At 70.6% G+C, this 15385-nt stretch carries 16 protein-coding genes and 1 tRNA gene; 5 read left to right on the top strand and 12 right to left on the bottom strand.

Translation table 11 applies throughout. The features are described from left to right. The 5 genes from ACO07H_RS18750 to ACO07H_RS18730 all read left to right on the top strand — a co-directional run bounded on the left by ACO07H_RS18750 (position 1) and on the right by ACO07H_RS18730 (position 2642). Positions 1–528: an HNH endonuclease gene (locus ACO07H_RS18750; protein ID WP_422016911.1), complete on the top strand. Its 528-nt coding sequence runs from the start codon at positions 1–3 to the stop codon at positions 526–528. 92 nt (positions 529–620) lie between these two features. Continuing rightward, the gene (locus tag ACO07H_RS18745) at positions 621–1085 is read left to right on the top strand and encodes a hypothetical protein (protein WP_422016909.1); all 465 of its coding nucleotides are present in this window, start codon (positions 621–623) and stop codon (positions 1083–1085) included. A gap of 102 nt (positions 1086–1187) precedes the next feature. Further along, entirely contained in the window at positions 1188–1469 is a 282-nt protein-coding gene (locus tag ACO07H_RS18740) for a helix-turn-helix transcriptional regulator (protein WP_422016907.1), read from the top strand. Beyond that, positions 1393–2220, top strand: a complete 828-nt coding sequence (locus ACO07H_RS18735; protein WP_422018660.1) for a DnaB-like helicase C-terminal domain-containing protein — start codon at positions 1393–1395, stop codon at positions 2218–2220. The genes ACO07H_RS18740 and ACO07H_RS18735 overlap by 77 nt, the downstream gene beginning before the upstream one ends. After that, entirely contained in the window at positions 2217–2642 is a 426-nt protein-coding gene (locus tag ACO07H_RS18730) for a DUF5681 domain-containing protein (RefSeq protein WP_422016905.1), read from the top strand. The genes ACO07H_RS18735 and ACO07H_RS18730 overlap by 4 nt, the downstream gene beginning before the upstream one ends. A 317-nt stretch (positions 2643–2959) precedes the next feature. Here the strand turns inward: ACO07H_RS18730 and ACO07H_RS18725 are convergent, their stop codons facing one another. The 12 genes from ACO07H_RS18725 to ACO07H_RS18670 form a co-directional block, all read right to left on the bottom strand. Next, positions 2960–4201, bottom strand: a complete 1242-nt coding sequence (locus ACO07H_RS18725; protein ID WP_422016903.1) for a tyrosine-type recombinase/integrase — start codon at positions 4199–4201, stop codon at positions 2960–2962. Between the two features lie 185 nt (positions 4202–4386). After that, positions 4387–4461 (bottom strand) — tRNA-Arg (locus tag ACO07H_RS18720). Positions 4462–4509: 48 nt separating this feature from the next. After that, complete coding sequence (locus ACO07H_RS18715; protein ID WP_422016901.1) at positions 4510–5244, bottom strand: Crp/Fnr family transcriptional regulator; 735 nt, start codon at positions 5242–5244, stop codon at positions 4510–4512. Between the two features lie 117 nt (positions 5245–5361). Beyond that, complete coding sequence (locus ACO07H_RS18710; RefSeq protein WP_422016899.1) at positions 5362–6066, bottom strand: flagellar basal body L-ring protein FlgH; 705 nt, start codon at positions 6064–6066, stop codon at positions 5362–5364. Positions 6067–6109: 43 nt separating this feature from the next. Continuing rightward, the gene (locus ACO07H_RS18705) at positions 6110–6634 is read right to left on the bottom strand and encodes a cell division protein FtsI (protein WP_422016897.1); all 525 of its coding nucleotides are present in this window, start codon (positions 6632–6634) and stop codon (positions 6110–6112) included. 9 nt (positions 6635–6643) lie between these two features. Continuing rightward, complete coding sequence (locus ACO07H_RS18700; RefSeq protein WP_422016895.1) at positions 6644–6982, bottom strand: hypothetical protein; 339 nt, start codon at positions 6980–6982, stop codon at positions 6644–6646. 4 nt (positions 6983–6986) lie between these two features. Then, complete coding sequence (locus tag ACO07H_RS18695) at positions 6987–7148, bottom strand: hypothetical protein (protein WP_422016893.1); 162 nt, start codon at positions 7146–7148, stop codon at positions 6987–6989. Positions 7149–7394: 246 nt separating this feature from the next. After that, entirely contained in the window at positions 7395–7736 is a 342-nt protein-coding gene (locus tag ACO07H_RS18690) for a hypothetical protein (RefSeq protein WP_422016891.1), read from the bottom strand. A gap of 78 nt (positions 7737–7814) precedes the next feature. After that, positions 7815–8174, bottom strand: coding sequence for a hypothetical protein (locus tag ACO07H_RS18685; protein ID WP_422016889.1), 360 nt, complete (start codon positions 8172–8174; stop codon positions 7815–7817). 206 nt (positions 8175–8380) lie between these two features. Beyond that, a complete protein-coding gene (locus ACO07H_RS18680) occupies positions 8381–12277 on the bottom strand; it encodes a translocation/assembly module TamB domain-containing protein (RefSeq protein WP_422016887.1) in 3897 nt (1298 codons plus the stop codon). Between the two features lie 96 nt (positions 12278–12373). After that, positions 12374–14182 (bottom strand): autotransporter assembly complex protein TamA, encoded by a 1809-nt coding sequence (locus ACO07H_RS18675; protein WP_422016885.1) that lies wholly within the window; start codon positions 14180–14182, stop codon positions 12374–12376. Beyond that, on the bottom strand, positions 14179–15369 hold the full coding sequence (locus ACO07H_RS18670; protein WP_422016883.1) for a vWA domain-containing protein: 1191 nt from the start codon (positions 15367–15369) through the stop codon (positions 14179–14181). Before ACO07H_RS18670 ends, ACO07H_RS18675 begins: the two co-directional genes overlap by 4 nt. Positions 15370–15385 lie beyond the last annotated feature (16 nt).

The following is a 15385-nucleotide window of genomic DNA, read 5'->3' as shown; positions in this document are numbered from 1 at the left end:
ATGCTCCGCCGTCCGATCATGGGCGGCATCTTCGGCCAGGGCGAGTTCGAGTTGGCCACCCAGCCGACCGTCGTCAACGGCCTGCACGCGGTCCGGTTCCTTGTGATCCAGCCGCGGGCAGGCCGAGTTCTGGCCATCGCGGAATCCAAGACGGAGGCCCTGGCCAGCGCCAGACGCGTGCTGCGCGCCACCGATGCCGCGAACGATGAACCGCATTGGGTGCAACCGCGCCTGTGGTCCGACGCCGAACTGGCCGTGGTGCTGTCGACGCCACCTCCGCGGCCGGTGTCGCGGCGCCGGCGTGAGGTCTTCGAGCGCTCGGGCGGACGCTGCCACTACTGCGCCCGACCGCTGGAGCTCGCCAGCGGCTGGCACATCGAGCACCAGATGCCGCAGGCACTGGGAGGCACGGAAGCGGCGGGCAACCTAGTCGCTGCCTGCGCGCCGTGCAACCTGGCCAAGCGAGATCGCACGGCGATTGAGTTCGTGGCCGCGCGATCTCGCTTGGCCAGCAGCTCCAGCGGCTGAACTACGTTACGCCGCGCCTAGGCTGATCCCCGAAAACCCGCGCCCCTGGCGGGCTGGCGCGGCTCCTTTTGACAGGGAGCGCGAGGGAGCGCATGACTACCGAAAATTGGACGGACGAAGAGCGTGCCTGCGCACTTGCGCATCTGCACGCGGCCATGGTTGATGAGGACGCTCGGGTTCTTGCCGAGCGGCTGGCGGGAAATGCGTCGGCCTTGGAAGCGCTTCGATTGGCACGCATTGACGCTGAAGCCGGCGCAGTGGCTGCGCGAGAGAAAAGGGCTTTGGCAGCGCTGGCACTGGTCTGCGATGCCCGTGCTCGACTGCTCCACGGAGCCAGCAGAGGGTTTGGTCTTGATCTCAGGAGTGCCGGCCAGTTGATTGGTCAGAGCATGAATGACCAGAAGCATGCTCGCCACAGAGCCGCCGACGCGCAAGTTCCGGATTTGTGGAAGCAGGCGCAGGCCGACGGCAAGTCAAAGAACGGGGCTGCCAAGCCAATCGCGCAGAAGCTGAATCTGGCTGAAAGCACCGTGCGCAAGAAGCTCCGGGGGCTCTAGTTGGGGTAGCTGCTCCGTGAGCGCCTATAGGCGCTCCGTGAGTAACCCTACTCAGAGGGATTCACTGTTCTCAGACTCACCTCTCCTAACCAGTGAGGCCGAATGAGAACCACTGATCAAACGAATTCTGCTGTCGCCAGTGCTGAAAGACGTGGTCAGCAGACCCTGTCCGCGCTTCAGCTGGACGACGCATTGCTACGCGTCTCGACCGTCGAGCAAGCCACCGGCTTATCCGTGGCGACCATCTATCGCAAGCTCAAGGGCGACTTTCCACAGCCCGTCAGGTTGGGCAGCCTACTGGGAGGGCCTGCAGAAGGGCGACGAGTCGCCCGGCATACCGACGGGCCTGAAGCAGCTCGACGAGGCGCTGGGCGGCGGCATTAAGTCTGGCAAGGTGATCGTGCTGGCGGCGCGCCCGTCCGTCGGCAAGACCTCGCTCGCGACCCAGATCCTGCTGCATGTTGCCAGCCAGGGACACCGCACCCTGATGCTCAGCCAGGAAATGACCGCCGGCGAGTTGGCGGACCGCGCAGCAGCCAATCTCGGCGCCATCCGCATGGATCTCCTGGCCTCTGGGCAGTTGGAAATCGACGACTGGTCGCGCGTCGCCGAAGTCGCCGACCGCGCGGCGAAGCTGCCGGTCTTCATCGACGACCAGCCCGCGCTGACCTTGCTCGACATCCGCGCCAAGGCCCGGCGCGTCCAGCAACATGGCGGCCTGGCGCTGCTGGTCATCGACTACCTTCAGCTGTGCAGCAGCACCGGCCATGCCGACAAGCGCCACCACCAGATCGAGCAGATCAGCCGCGGCGTGAAGGCACTGGCCAAGGAGCTGGGCGTGTGCGTGCTGCTGCTCTCGCAGCTCAACCGCGCCAGCGAAGGTGGCGAGCCAGAGCTGCAGCACATGAAGGAGTCCGGCAGCATCGAGGAGGACGCCGACGTGGCCATCCTGCTGCACCCGATGGGCCACGAGGCCGACGGCTCGCTGCTGGTGCTTGCCAAGGTCGCGAAGAACCGCGGCGGCCGGCGCGGTCGCATCGCGCTGAGCTTCCACGGCCGGACACAGCGCTGGGCTCCGAGCATGGGCGACGTGTCGCGCCGCGGCGGTGAAACATCAGGGGGAAAGCACCGGTGAAGAAGTCACCTCTCGCGCCGGCCTGGAAGCCGGGGCAATCCGGCAACCCAAAGGGCCGCAAGCCTGGCACCGGCGAGGTCGGCAAGCTGCGCGCCGCCATCGCGAAGCACCTCCCGGAGATCATCGCGAAGCAGGTCGAGCTGGCAAAGGCCGGCGACGCGCAGGCCGCGCGGCTGCTGCTGGAGCGCGTGCTGCCGCCGGTCAAGGCAGCGGAGCAGCCGGCGCCCATCAAGCTGCCCGCGAGGGCGTCGTTGGCCGATGCTGGCCGCGCCGTGCTGCAGGCGGCTGGCGCTGGCGAGCTGGCGCCGGGCCAGGCTGCGCAGCTCATGGCCGGCCTCGGCACCTTGGCCAAGCTGGTGGAGACCGATGAACTGGCCGCGCGCATCGCGGCGCTGGAGGGGGCGCGGGATGCGGAGCAGTGAGCGCCTGGCCTGCGCTGGCGCATGGCCGGCACCGTCTGTGGAGGACCGATGGCGCGCGGACTGAAGCAGAAGCGCGTCGAGTGGCTACCAGGACCTGCCGCGGCTGATGCACTGCAGATTCTGCGCGCGCTGCACGCCGCGGCGCCAGCGAGGTCAGAAGGGTTCGCTAAAGTGTGAGTAGCCATGATGCACGGTCCTTTCAGGGTAGGTGCGTTGTGGTCAGGCCAGCCCAGAGTTCTGAACCTCTGGGTTCGGCCGCTTTGCCACTGATCCGCAGTGGCCACGGTGCCCGGCTGACGGCCGGGCCGCAGTTGCGGTTAGGCCGCCTTGAACTCGATCACCTTGGCGCCGGCCTTGAGCTGGTCCAGGTAGTCCGCCCAGGCCTGCATCAGAGAGCGGCGCTGCTCCATGAACTCGGCCCGGTCATAGGCCATGCCCAGCGGACCGCTCTTGCCGTGCGCAAGCTGGGCCTCGATGACTTCGGGCGACACGCCGGGAAGCCTCTCGACGATCAGCGTGCGGGCCATGGCGCGGAAGCCGTGGGCGCTCATCTGCTCGCGCGGGAAGCCCATGCCAAGCAGCGCGCCCGCGATGGTGTTCTCGCTCATGCAGCGGCCGTCGCCGCGAATGCTGGGGAACACGAAGCGCCCGTGGCCGGTGAGCGGATGCAGGTCACGCAGCAGTGCCACGGCCTGCGCTGCCAGCGGCACAAAGTGCGGCCGGCCGTTCAACTTGCCGTCGAGCTTGCGCTTCATCTTCAGCGCCGGGATGGTCCACAGTGCCGCGTCCAGGTCGACCTCGGCCCATTCCATCGTGCGGAGGTTGCCGGGGCGCTGGAAGAGCAGGGCGGACAGCAGCAGGGCGGCGCGCGTCGCCGGCTGACCGGCGTAGCCATCGATGGCGCGCAGCAGGTCGCCAACCCGCGCCGGCTCCAGCAGCGCCGCAGCGTGCCGCACAGTGTGTCGCTTGAAGGCGCCTTTCAGGTCGGCGGCCGGGTTGGTCGACGCCTTGCCGGTCTGGATACCGTAGCGGAACACCTGGCCGGCGTACTCGGACAGGTCACGCACCAACTGCGTCGCGCCGCGAGCCTCGACCCGGCGCAACGCCGACAGCAGGACCGGCGCCGTCACGTCGACCAGCGGCAGGCTGCCAATCCAGGGGAACAGATCCTTCTCGCAGCAGCGCAGCCACTGCTTGGCATGCACAGTGCTCCAGCCCTCGGCCTTCGCGGCGTGGAACTCTCGGGCGACGGCCTCAAAGGTCGTGGCCGCGGAAGCCGTCTTGGTGGCCTTCTGGACCTGCCGGGCCTGGACCGGGTCAACGCCCAGCTCACGCGTCTTGCGGGCCTCGTCGCGGCCTTGGCGGGCGTCCTTGAGGGAGGTGGTGGGGTAGTTGCCCAGCGCCAGGCGCTTCTCCTTGCCGCCGAAGCGGTACTTCACGAACCAGCGCTTCGAGCCGTTCGCCGCGACCTCCAGGTACAGGCCGCCGGCATCGGCGAACCGGGCGCGGGGCTTGTCAGGCGGGCAGTGGGCGTTGCGGCAGGCGGCGTCGGTGAGCATGGGCACCTTTTGGGGGAACACGATCCGCCTGGAGGGTGGGGAACGCGGTTTGTTCCCCTGGATGTTCCCCCTGTTCCCCCGCTCTGTAAAGAGTCGTCGTGAGACAACGTGACAAGAAAAAACGCCCAGGACCTCGATGGATGCTGGGCGTTTGATCGGTTGTGAGTCGTCTTGCGACGCTGTCTTGGTCCCTCCGACAGGAATCGAACCTGTATCTGCCGCTTAGGAGGCGGCCGTTCTATCCATTGAACTACGGAGAGCGCCTGTGCAGCCAAGGCTGGCTGAGCGGCGCGGATTCTCTCATGGGGCTACGCCCGCTTTAGAGCCTGCGCGCTCAGCCGCTGCAAGGTGGCGTCGCACTGGTCGAGAGTGGCGATGCACTCGATGCCGGCGGCGTCCACCTCGCCCATCAGCGCGAGCCAGGCGTTCAGGCCCTCCAGCGTGACCTTGCTGCGCGACGTGACGGCCCAGCCGTGGCGGTTCAGCTGGCCCAGGTAGATCCAGGCCTGTCGCCGCGACAGGCCGGAGAGCTGGCCGATGCAGGCCTGCGAGATGGGCAGTGCGAGGCGGTCGGCGTGCCGCGCGCGCTCGTCGGGCGCCAGCGCCGTGGCCAGCGTGGCCATGACGCTGACGAGGCGCTGCAGGCCGTTGCCTGCCAGGCGCATGGAGATCTGGCCGTGCAGCCGGCTGGCGGTGGCCGTGTACAGCTCGCTCGCGTCCGGCTGCGAGGTGTCGGCCTGGATGCGCGCGAGCGGGATGTTGATGGTGGTCACGTCCACCAGCGCCGTCACGTCGTAGCGCGCGGCGAGCTTGCCCAGCGGGGACTCGCCGCCGATGACGTCGCCCAGCCACAGCGCCGCCACGGCCACGCGCGTGCCGGGTGCCACCTGCGAGACGAGGTAGGCCGCGCCGCGGCTGATGGCCACCCAGTCGCCCTGCGAGCTGCCGGCCTCGATGATGCGCTGGCCGCGGCGGTAGGTCTTCACGTGGCCGTTGGCGAGCCAGTGGTCCGGCGGTGCATGGTGGCGTCGGTTGTTCTTCATCGGGTTCTCTCGGCCGCAGACCATGGCGGCCCCGGTTTGTAGGGGCAGCGGCGCGCGGGTGATCGGTGGAGTTGGGGCGCTGCGGCCCCGGCTAATCGGCTTGACGGCGCCGGGCGGTCACCAGATGGACAGGCTGCGCGCCAGCACGCGCTGCAGCCAGCTGCGCGACGTGGCCTCGGCGATGTCGCCGCGGGCGGCGTTCTCCAGGCTCGCATTGACGACGTCGCGCGACGCGACGACGTTGCCGGGGCCGATGTCGCGCGGGTTGACGATGCCGGAGAAGCGCAGCGTGCTGACGCCGCCGTTCAGGCCCATGCTGCGTTCGCCGGCCACCAGCAGGTTGCCGTTGGGCAGCACGTTGATGACGGTCACGGCCAGTTGCGCGTTGAAGCTGTTGGACGTCTCGGCGTTGCCCGAGCCCTTGAACGAATCGCTGCCCGAGGCCGTGGCGTCGATGTTGATCAGCGGTGCCAGCGGGCTGCCCGCCTTGGCGGTGCCAGGGCCCTTGGTGGCGAGCTTGCTTTCGCGGCTGGTCTCGCCGGTCTGCTTCTGGATGGCGCGGATGTTCTCGGCGATGTCGACCTTCATCGTGTCGCCGATGGCGCGGGGCCGGCGCTCGCCGGAGAACAGCGTCGTGTTGGCCATGTGGGCCTGGAAGATGGCGCCATTGCTGGGCTGCTCCAGGAACATCGGCGCGGGCTGGGGTGCTGCGATCAGCGGGCCGGTGACGAGGCTGGGCGGCGTGGCGGCACAGGCGGCCAGCAGGGTGCAAAGGACGGCGTTCAGGGCCGCCGTGAGGGCGCGGGTGTGGGGTGCGTGCATGGTGATGTCGGGGTGCAGGTGTGGGTGCGGGAGTGGCCGGGTTTCAGGTCTCGAACCCGGTGATCAGCGCCTTGACGACCGGCGCGATCTTCTTGCGCGTGCTGGCCCAGCGGCCCAGGCCCGAGTCGCCGGCGTAGGCGCTGCTGGACAGCAGCCGGCCATCGGCGCGGTGCAGGCTCAGCGCGGCGTTGCTGAGGTAGGCGCGGTGCCCTTCGCCGACCGGCGGCACGCCCCATTCGATGCTGCCGACATAACGCAGCCAGTAGGCGCAGGCGCGCTGGCCGGAGCCCACGTCGTAGACGCGGCTGTCCACCCCCTGGGTCTTCAGCTCGGCCTGCAGCGCGGGCACGAGCTCGTCCAGTGGCATGTCGCGGTTGTATTCGACGCAGACGTCCTTCACCGGCGCATCGCCGTGGTGGACGGTGTTGCTGGGCCGGGGCGGCTGGTACGCCAGCGCCGCCGTGCCGCCGGCCTTGAGCACTTCCCAGGTGACCATGGGTGTCAGCATCGAGCAGCCGGCCAGGCTCGTCGTGGCGGCGAGCAGCGCCGCTCTTGTGAGGAAGCGCATGGTGCAGCCTCAGCCCAGTGTGGCCAGCAGCGCGTTGCCTGCCACCGCCGCCATCACGCCCCCTTGCACCACCGAGCCGGCGGCGTCGGAGACGGTCTGGGCGGCGTCGCCGATCAGCTGGACGCTTTCGGAACCCAGCTTGACGGCGGCGTTCGCCAGGCCGGTGGCCGCGTGCAGCCCCTTGGAGCTGAAGCTGACGGTGATGCCGAGGGCCGGGACGGTGAGCGACGCGACGCTGCTGCGGGAGGGGCAACTGCGCTGCACCGCGCTGCTGGCGACCGATGCGCGGCTGGCGTTGGCGTCGCTGGGCGACGGGCCGCCGCCGGTCAGCGTGGCAAGCGTCGGCATCGCGTCAGCCCTGGCCGGGTGTGGCGGTGGCCGCAGGCGTGTCGGCCTGCGCGGCCTTCAGCAGGTGCGCGAAGTCACCGGGCTTGCCGGCGGCCGGTGCGGTTTTGGCGGACTGGGGCGGGGGGGTGACCGGGCTGGTCGAGGACACGGGCGGCTTGATCTGCATGGCGTGAATCTCCTGTTGGGGTGAGGAAATTCTTGGCCTGCCGCCTGTTCGTGTTCGGCCGATAACGCCATCATTCACCGGGTTGGGTCATCGCTGGGTGAACTGCATCACTCAGCGGCCTCGCCAGTTTTGGGCACGTCGCATCGCCACTGCGCTCCGTGACATCAGCCGCCCGGGCGGCATGGCGCTCAGGCCGATGTCGTCACGCCGTGCGACGGGTCGCCGAGCCTCAGCCCGGCCACGTCGTCAGGCTGCGACGAAGAGCGGGATCAGGTGCGGCCGGCCGGCCACCTGCGTCACCACGCGGCGCGGCTGGTGGCGGGTGCCGCCGCGCGTGGCGCGGGCCACGGCCGCCTGGGCGGCATCCAGCAGCGCGGCCAGCAGCGGACGCTCGCCGCGGCACTGCGACCGCGGGATCACCAGGGACAGCTCCATGCTGCGCTGGTCGGCATCGGCGAGTTCGAGTTGTGCATTCACGACCAGCGTCAGCGGCGTGCTCAGCGACACGTCCAGGTCGGCGGCGATGTGCTGGTCTTCAGCCACGGGCAACATCGGCGTGGAAAGGAAAGCAAGGGGTTGTTTCGACATGGCCCGCATCGTCGGGGAGGGATGTGACAGCCGTTGTCGGGCGCGTCACGCCATGGCTGTAGGACGGCGCCGCCTCGCTCAGGCTTGCATCAGGGGCAGGGCCGGCAGCGCCGCGCGCACGGTCGGCCTGGCGAACAGGCAGCCGATCAGCGCGCGGGCGAAGAAGTAGTCATTGCGCAGCTTCTCGCCCAGCGCGTCAAGCCCCACGCGACCCTGCGGGTCACAGGGGATATCCAGGCCCGCGCCGGCAGCACCGAGCGGCTCGAAGTGCAGCAGGTGGGTGGCCTGGGGACCGGTCGTCAGCGCGTCGGCAAGCCGGGTCCTGGGTGCGAACCCTGGCGCCGCAAGCGGCGCGGGAGCGGCAGCCGCGAGCATCTCGGGAGAGCCGCTGTCAGGGGATGGGGCGACGGCGCGTTGCGTGAGCCGGAACTGAATCATGAAGAACCTCCATCGGGTCAACGGCAAGGCGGTGGATGGAGATGACTATGGGCCCGACCGGCGGCATGGCATGTAGGTTGGGCCAGGCAGGCGCTGTGCGTGCCGATGCGAGGGCTTGTAGGAGACCGGGAGATCGGGGTGTTGGTCGTGGCGTCGCTGAAGCGCCGTCGTCTGACGGACGACTTCAAGACGACTTCAAATCAGCCTCAATCCCACTTCCACTGCCAGATGACGTCCAGCGCGTTGTCGTCGCCACCCTGTGCCCGCACCGTGAAGCGCTGCGCGACGCGGTAGATCAGCTGCCACGACCCGGTCGTCGCGTTCAGGCTGCGTTCGTAGCCCACGTACCAGCGCCGCGAGATCTGCTTGCCCAGGCGCACGATGGTGGCCTTGGTGTCGTCCTCGCTCTGCGCCAGCGACAGCTCGTCCAGCCCGATGTTGCGCAGCACCTTGCCCGTCGGGCCCTCGCCCTCGCCGCTGAGCAGCGCGAGCGCGGCGCGTTGCAGCAGCGCCGTGTCGGTGCGGCCCAGGCCGTCCGGGCCGCGGCCCAGCAGCAGCCAGGAGAGCTTGTCGGTGTCGACCATGTCCGGCTCGGAGTACAGGTTCACGCGCGGCGCCAGCGCCGTGCCGCCGACGCGCACGCCGACGCGGATGTCCAGGTTGGGGCGCACGGCCAGCAGGTCCAACGACGGGTTGTCGTAGGGGCCGGTGAAGGTGATGTCGCCGCGCTCGATGTCCAGCTTCTGCCCGTAGGCCGCGTATTGGCCGCCGGCGGCGCCGAGCCGGCCGCTCACGCGCAGCGGGCCGTTGTTCTGCGTGACCTGCAACTGGCCGCGCAGCGTGGTGGCCAGGCCCCGGCCGCGCACCTTGAAGTCGTTGCCGAAGTCCACCGCCAGGTTGACCACCGTGTTGCGCGAGGCCTTGGGCGCGGGCGGCGCCGTGGGAGCGGCGTCGCGCGGGCCGCGCAGCACGGTCACGTCATCGGCCAGCGCAGGCGCGTCGGAGCGGCTGAAGTCGAACAGGCCTTCATCGGCGCGCAGCTTGCCCTGCAGGTTCATACCCTTGGCATCGAGGTCCAGCGTGGCCTCGCCGCTGGCGACGATGCGGCGGTCCACGCGCGACAGCACGCGCAGCTTGTCGGCCGCGATCCTGATGCGGGCGCCGGGCTGCGCGCCCAGATCGGCCGTGCCGCTCGCGCGCAGCCAACCGTCGCCGCCGCGGGCCTCCAGCTGGGTCAGCTCGGCATGCTGGCCCTTCAGGTCCAGCGTGAAGCGACCGTCGGTCACGTCCACGCCGTACAGCAGGTGGCGCAGCGCCAGCTCGGCGCCTTCGGCCCGGCCGGTCAGGTCGGGGGCGCCCAGCCGCCCGCCCAGCTGGACGGTGGCGGACGCGCGCCCGCCCAGGCGCCAGCCCGCGGGCACCCAGCTGCCCCAGGTGCCCAGGTGCGCGATGTTGGCCTGCAGCACGCCCTCCACGGGCGTCTGCGCGTCGGGCAGCAGCTGGGCCGGCCGCAGCGTCAGTGCGCCGCCCAGGCTGCCCAGCTCGGCGCCGGCCACCCCCTGCGCAAAGCGCCAGATGCCGTCGCGCACGTTCACGGCCAGGCGCAGGTCGGTCAGCCCCAGGCCACGCGTGCCGAACTCGTCGGTGACCTTCAAGTCGCCGCCCTGGCGCTCGATGAGCAGCTCGGCGGTGAGCCGCTCGTTCAGCAGCAGCGAGGCGTGCCCCGTCACGCGCAGGTCGCCGCCCCAGCCGAAGTCGGGCTGCCAGCGCGCCAGCAGCGGCGCGGCCGCCAGGTCCTCCAGCTGCAGTTCGGCGCGTGCCTCGGGCCGCTCGCCGCCGGTCCAGCTCAGCACCTGCCAGCGCACGAAGGCGCCCCCCACCTCGGCGCGGCCGGGTTCGGCCGCGAGGACCGGGCCGTCGCTGTGCCAGCGCACGCCCACGTCGCGGGCCGACAGCAGCGCCGGCGTGTTGGCGCGCAGCGGGCCGATGTCCAGCCTGGCCAGGCGGCCTGCCCAGGTGAGGCCGTCCCAGCGGCCTTGCGCCTGCACCTGGGCGTTCAGGGTCAGGTCTTGCGAGTCACGTGCCGACAGGTCGCGCGGGATCCTGCCGCTGACCTGCGCCTTCACGTCGTGCGCGCTGCGCCGGCCCTGCAGCTCGGCCTTGACGCTGGACAGCTGTGCCAGCGGGTCGCGCAGCTGGGTGATGTCCAGCGACAGCTCGACGGGGCCGTCGCCATCGGCGCCGGGCAGCGGCAGCGCCCAGCGCGCCCGGGCGCTGGCGATGCTCGTGCCCATCGCGCTGGCCTGCGTCAACGCCAGCCGGCCGTTGCCGCCGACCTGCCAGCCCTTGGCCGTCTGCACCAGCTGGAAACTGCCGTCGCCGTCGCCCTGGCCGCCGATGGGTCGCTGTTCGAACAGCGCCAGCAGCGGGTTCAGCTCGGCGAGTGCGCCGGCCTTCAGCGCCACCGTGCCCGACACGCCGTCCGGCCGCGCCTGGCCGCTGGATTGCACGCGGTTCTGGCCCAGGCGCGCGTCCAGCTCATAGGCGGCCGGGTCGGCCGCGCGGGCGCGCTTCAGCGTGGCGCGGCCGTCCAGCGGCAGGCCGGCGAACTGGCCCGGCAGCAGCGTCGCGTCGACAGTGCCGCTGAGCGTGGCCAGCGTCGTGCCGCGCAGGTCCAGGTCAGCGTCGGCATTGAGCCGTGTCGGTCCGGGCAGCCGGGCCCAGGCCGAACCGGTCGCGCCGCGCCACAGCAGGTGCGGGTCGAACTGGCGCACCTGGGCCTTGATCTGCGCGGCGCCGGCCGTGTCGACGCGGCCGCTGGCCAGCAGCGTGGCTTCGCCGCTGGCGAGGCGCGCCTCGTCGATCTGCCAGGTCGTGCCCTGGCCCTGCACCTGCGCCTTCACGCGCAGCGGCCGGCTCTGCAGCGTGCCGGCGAGGTCCAGCCTGGCGTTGAGCGGGCCGGCCTTGCTGCCGGAGAGTGTCAACGGTCCATCCAGCCGCGCAGGCGTGGCCCGCGCATCCAGCGCCTCCGGGCGCAGGCCTTGCACGCGGGCGTCGAGCTGCCAGCGGCCGTCGGCGTCGTGCTGGCCCTTGCCCTGCACCCTGGCGCCGCCGGGCAGCTCGGCATCCAGCGTCGTCAGGCGCAGGCTGGTGGGCTGGTCGGGCCGACCGGCCACGGCGATGGCGATGCGGTTGACGGGCAGCGCGTGCTGGTCCCAGCGGCCGGCGGCGGCATTGCGCAGGTCGGCCTGCAGCGTGGCCTCGGCGTCATGGGCCGGCGCGACCAACTGCGCCTCGCCGCTCAGTGCGGTGCGCGGCAGCCCGGGGGCGAGCGCGGCCAGATCGAGCTTGTCGGCCTGCAGCTTCAGCGCGTTGACGGGCCAGGGCGCGAACGGCTGCACCTCGCCTTCGGCCTTCAGCGTCTGGTGCGCGGCCTCCAGCTCGGCCTTGGCCTTGAGCCTGACGAGCGGGCCGGTCACGGCGGCCACGGCCGTCCAGGGCAGCTCGGTCGCTTCCGTCTGCTGCACGCGCAGCGTCGCATCGGTCTGCATGGGCGCGGCGCTGTCGATGCGCGCGTCGGCCGCCAGGGTCAGGTGTTGCCAGCGAGCGGCCTTGAGCTGGATGCGGTGGGTGCCGCGGCGCGGCAGGTCGAGCTGTGCGTCCAGCCCCAGCAGCGGTGGCTGGTCGGCCGCCCAGCTCAGCTTGGCGATGCGCAGGCTGCCGATGTGCACGCCCAGCGGCAGCGACAGGTCCGGCGGCGGCACCAAGGGTGTGCCGCTGGGCTGGCTGCGGATCGTCACCTCGTCCACCGCCAGTTCGCGCGCAGCCAGCAGGCCGTCGCTGGCGCTGACACCCAGGCCCTGCCAGCGCAGGCCGCGCAACTCGGCCGAGCCGCCGGCCCAGGTGATCACCAGGCGGCGGGCCGAGAAGTCGCCCACCAGCGTGCCCTCGGGCGCCTCGATCTGCACGCCGGGCAGGTGCGCCAGCAGCCAGGCGCCGCCGGACGGCCGGTTCAGCAGCCAGGCCACGAAGGCAATGGCCGCGACGACCAGCAGCGCCAGCGCGATCAGGCTGGCGCGCAGGATGCGTAGCGACCGCCTCACCGCGTGCTCCCGGCCGTTCGGCGCAGCCGCAGGCGCTGGCCTGCATTCATAGCGTGATCCCGACTGTTCGGCGCAGCCGCAGTCGCTGGCTTGCATTCATAGCGTGATCCCGACTGAAAAGTGCAGCCGGAACTTGCCCGTCTCCTGCGCACGCGCCACGTCCACGCGCAGCGGGCCGACCGGGCTGCGCCAGCGCACGCCGACGCCGTAGCCGACGACGGGGCGATAGTCCGTCCAGCGCGAGGCCGCGTTGCCGGCGTCGACGAACACGGCGCCCCACAGGCTGGGGAAGCTGGCGATCAGGGGGTGGGCGACTTCCAGGCTGCCGGTGGCCATGACGCGGCCGCCCACGGTCAGGCCGTTGCGCTGCGGGCCGAGGCTGCGGTAGGCGTAGCCGCGCACGGACTCGTCGCCGCCGGCCAGGAACAGCAGCTTCTCGGGCACGCCCACGCGGTCATGGGCGATGACCTGCGCCACCTCGGCGCGCGCCGAGCCGAACCAGCCGCCCAGCGGCTTGTAGTAGCCCAGCTTGAACTGCATGCGGCCGAACGGCCCGCTGTCTTCCGTGCCGCCGCCGCGCGCATAGCCCAGGCCCACGAGCGCCAGCGCCTGGTGGCCGTCGGTCGGCAGCAGGGTGCTGTCCAGCCGGCGGCGTATCCACTGCTGGTTGAGGGACACGGCGAGGTTGGTGTTGACCTGCTGGCCGATGGTCTCGCGGGCACGCAGCAGCTCGACGTAGCTCAGGCGCTCGTCGCGCGTGGACTCGTACATGCGCCCCAGGCGCACGCCGAGGTTGGTGGCCAGGGTGTCGGCGGTGCGGTCCTGCTCAAACTGGAACGACGCGAGGTTGCGGTGCAGATCGGGCTGGGGGTGGGAGCTGAGCTCCATCTCCAGGCCGCGCAGGTCGCGGCTCAACTGCAGCTTGCTGCGCGCGCGCACCGGCAGGTCGAACGGACGGCGGTGCAGGTGCTCCACGCTGATGCTCTGCCCGGTGTTGCTGTGATAACCCACGGCGACGGTGGCCTGCTGCAGCGACGCCTCGGTGATCGAGACCTGCACGGGCGTGGTGCCGTCAGCATCGGTCGTCTCGGGCAGCAGCTGCACGCGCACGGCGTCGAAGAGCTGCGTCTTGGCCAGCCGCTCCTGGAACTCGGCCAACGCCTGCTCGGTGTACGGGTCGCCCTTGTCGAAGCCGGACAGGCGCTCGATGGTGTCGCGGCTCTGGCGCTTCAGGCCCTCGATGCGCAGCTCGCCGAACTTGGCGCGGTTGCCGCTGGCGAGCACCAGGTGCAGCTCGACGGTCTGGCTGTCGGGGTCCACGCGGGCGGCCGTTTCGCCCCAGCGCGCCAGCGGAAAGCCGCCGTTGCGCGCGCGCAGCAGCAAGTCGCTCTTGGCCGACGCCCACTGCGACTGCGTGAACGCCGCGCCGTCCTTCAGCGGCCAGGCGCGCTGCAGGCTGTCGCGCAGCGCCTTGACGTCGTCCGCTGTCAGGCCTTCGGTGAACTCGATGTCGACCTTGCCGACGCGCGTGACCGGCCCCGGGTGCACGAGCAGGCGCAGGCGGGTGGCGTCCTCGCCGTCGCGGACCACGTCGGCCTTGGCGCTGAAGTAGCCCTCCGTCTCCAGCAGCGTCTCGGCCTGCGACGGCGCGGCCGCTGCCAGCCGGGCCAGCTCGACGCGGCTCAGCGCGGCCTCGCTGGCGCGGTAGCGGGCGAGGTCCAGGTTCTGCTGCAGCAGGTCGCGCAGGCGGTTGCCGCGGTCGTCGTCGACGCGGATGTCCAGGCTGTAGACGGCGGGTGCGTCGGCGGGGATGTCCGGGGCGGGCGGGGCCGGCGCCTGCACCGGCGCCTTCGTTGCGCAGGCGCTCAGCAGCACCGCCGTGAGCAGCGCGAGGACGCGCGTCATTTACTCAGCAGCCGCATCGCGCCTTCGAGGCCGGAGAGGCTCAGCGGGAACATGCGCTGCTGCATCAGCTGCTGGATCAGCGCGATGCTCTGCCGGTACTGCCAGACGCCTTGCGGCTCGGGGTTGATCCACGCGTACTTGGGAAAGGCGTGGGTGAGGCGCTGCAGCCATTCGGCGCCGGCCTCTTCGTTGTTGTATTCGACGCTGCCGCCGGCCTGCAGGATCTCGTACGGGCTCATCGTCGCGTCGCCGACGAAGATGAGCTTGTAGTCGCGGTTGTACTTGCGGATCAGGTCGACGGTGTTGAGCTTCTCGGCGAAGCGGCGGCGGTTGTTCTTCCAGACGAAGTCGTAGACGCAGTTGTGGAAGTAATAGAACTCCAGGTGCTTGAACTCGGTCTTGGCGGCGCTGAAGAGTTCCTCCACGCGGTGCACGTGCTCGTCCATCGTGCCGCCCACGTCCATCAGCAGCAGCACCTTGACCTTGTTGTGGCGCTCGGGTCTCAGGCGGATGTCCAGCATGCCGGCATTGGCGGCGGTGCCGTGGATGGTGCCGTCCAGGTCCAGCTCCAGCTCGGAGCCCTCGCGCGCGAAGCGGCGCAGCCGGCGCAGCGCGACCTTGATGTTGCGCGTGCCCAGCTCCAGCGAGTCGTCGTAATCCTTGTACGCGCGCTGCTCCCACACCTTGACCGCGCTCTTGCCGCCACCGTTGCCGCCGATGCGGATGCCCTGCGGGTTGTAGCCGCCGTTGCCGAAGGGGCTGGTGCCGCCCGTGCCTATCCAGCGGTTGCCGCCTTCGTGGCGCTCCTTCTGTTCCTCGAAACGTTTCTTGAGCGTCTCCATCAGCTCGTTCCAGCCCATCTTCTCGATGGCGGCCTTCTGCTCGGGCGTCAGGTTCAGTTCCAGGTTCTTCTTCAGCCAGTCCAGCGGCACGTCGGCCGTGAAGTCGGTCAGCATCTCCACGCCCTTGAAGTAGGCGGCGAAGGCGCGGTCGAACTTGTCGTACTGGGTCTCGTCCTTGACCAGGCTGGTGCGAGCCAGGTGGTAGAAGTCGTCGATGGACGCGACGCCGCCGTCCTCGGCCGAGGCGATGACGCCGGCCTGCAGCGCTTCGAGCAGCGTCAGGTACTCGGGCACCGTCACCTTGAGCTTGGCAGCACGCAGCGTGTAGAAGAACTGGATCAGCATGACGGCGTGGACGGGC

Origin of the sequence: Roseateles sp. (assembly GCF_965229315.1) — a bacterium.
In the GTDB taxonomy this organism is placed as follows: Bacteria; Pseudomonadota; Gammaproteobacteria; order Burkholderiales; family Burkholderiaceae_C; genus Pelomonas.
This window is presented reverse-complemented; position numbering and strand designations above follow the sequence as displayed.

Bases quoted from the DNA above. Each gene is read 5' to 3' on its own strand.
- ACO07H_RS18750 (WP_422016911.1), top strand. From the start codon at position 1: ATGCTCCGCCGTCCGATCATGGGCGGCATCTTCGGCCAGGGCGAGTTC.
- ACO07H_RS18745 (WP_422016909.1), top strand. From the start codon at position 621: ATGACTACCGAAAATTGGACGGACGAAGAGCGTGCCTGCGCACTTGCG.
- ACO07H_RS18740 (WP_422016907.1), top strand. From the start codon at position 1,188: ATGAGAACCACTGATCAAACGAATTCTGCTGTCGCCAGTGCTGAAAGA.
- ACO07H_RS18725 (WP_422016903.1), bottom strand. From the start codon at position 4,201: ATGCTCACCGACGCCGCCTGCCGCAACGCCCACTGCCCGCCTGACAAG.
- ACO07H_RS18715 (WP_422016901.1), bottom strand. From the start codon at position 5,244: ATGAAGAACAACCGACGCCACCATGCACCGCCGGACCACTGGCTCGCC.
- ACO07H_RS18710 (WP_422016899.1), bottom strand. From the start codon at position 6,066: ATGCACGCACCCCACACCCGCGCCCTCACGGCGGCCCTGAACGCCGTC.
- ACO07H_RS18705 (WP_422016897.1), bottom strand. From the start codon at position 6,634: ATGCGCTTCCTCACAAGAGCGGCGCTGCTCGCCGCCACGACGAGCCTG.
- ACO07H_RS18700 (WP_422016895.1), bottom strand. From the start codon at position 6,982: ATGCCGACGCTTGCCACGCTGACCGGCGGCGGCCCGTCGCCCAGCGAC.
- ACO07H_RS18695 (WP_422016893.1), bottom strand. From the start codon at position 7,148: ATGCAGATCAAGCCGCCCGTGTCCTCGACCAGCCCGGTCACCCCCCCG.
- ACO07H_RS18690 (WP_422016891.1), bottom strand. From the start codon at position 7,736: ATGTCGAAACAACCCCTTGCTTTCCTTTCCACGCCGATGTTGCCCGTG.
- ACO07H_RS18685 (WP_422016889.1), bottom strand. From the start codon at position 8,174: ATGATTCAGTTCCGGCTCACGCAACGCGCCGTCGCCCCATCCCCTGAC.
- ACO07H_RS18675 (WP_422016885.1), bottom strand. From the start codon at position 14,182: ATGACGCGCGTCCTCGCGCTGCTCACGGCGGTGCTGCTGAGCGCCTGC.
- ACO07H_RS18670 (WP_422016883.1), bottom strand. From the start codon at position 15,369: ATGCTGATCCAGTTCTTCTACACGCTGCGTGCTGCCAAGCTCAAGGTG.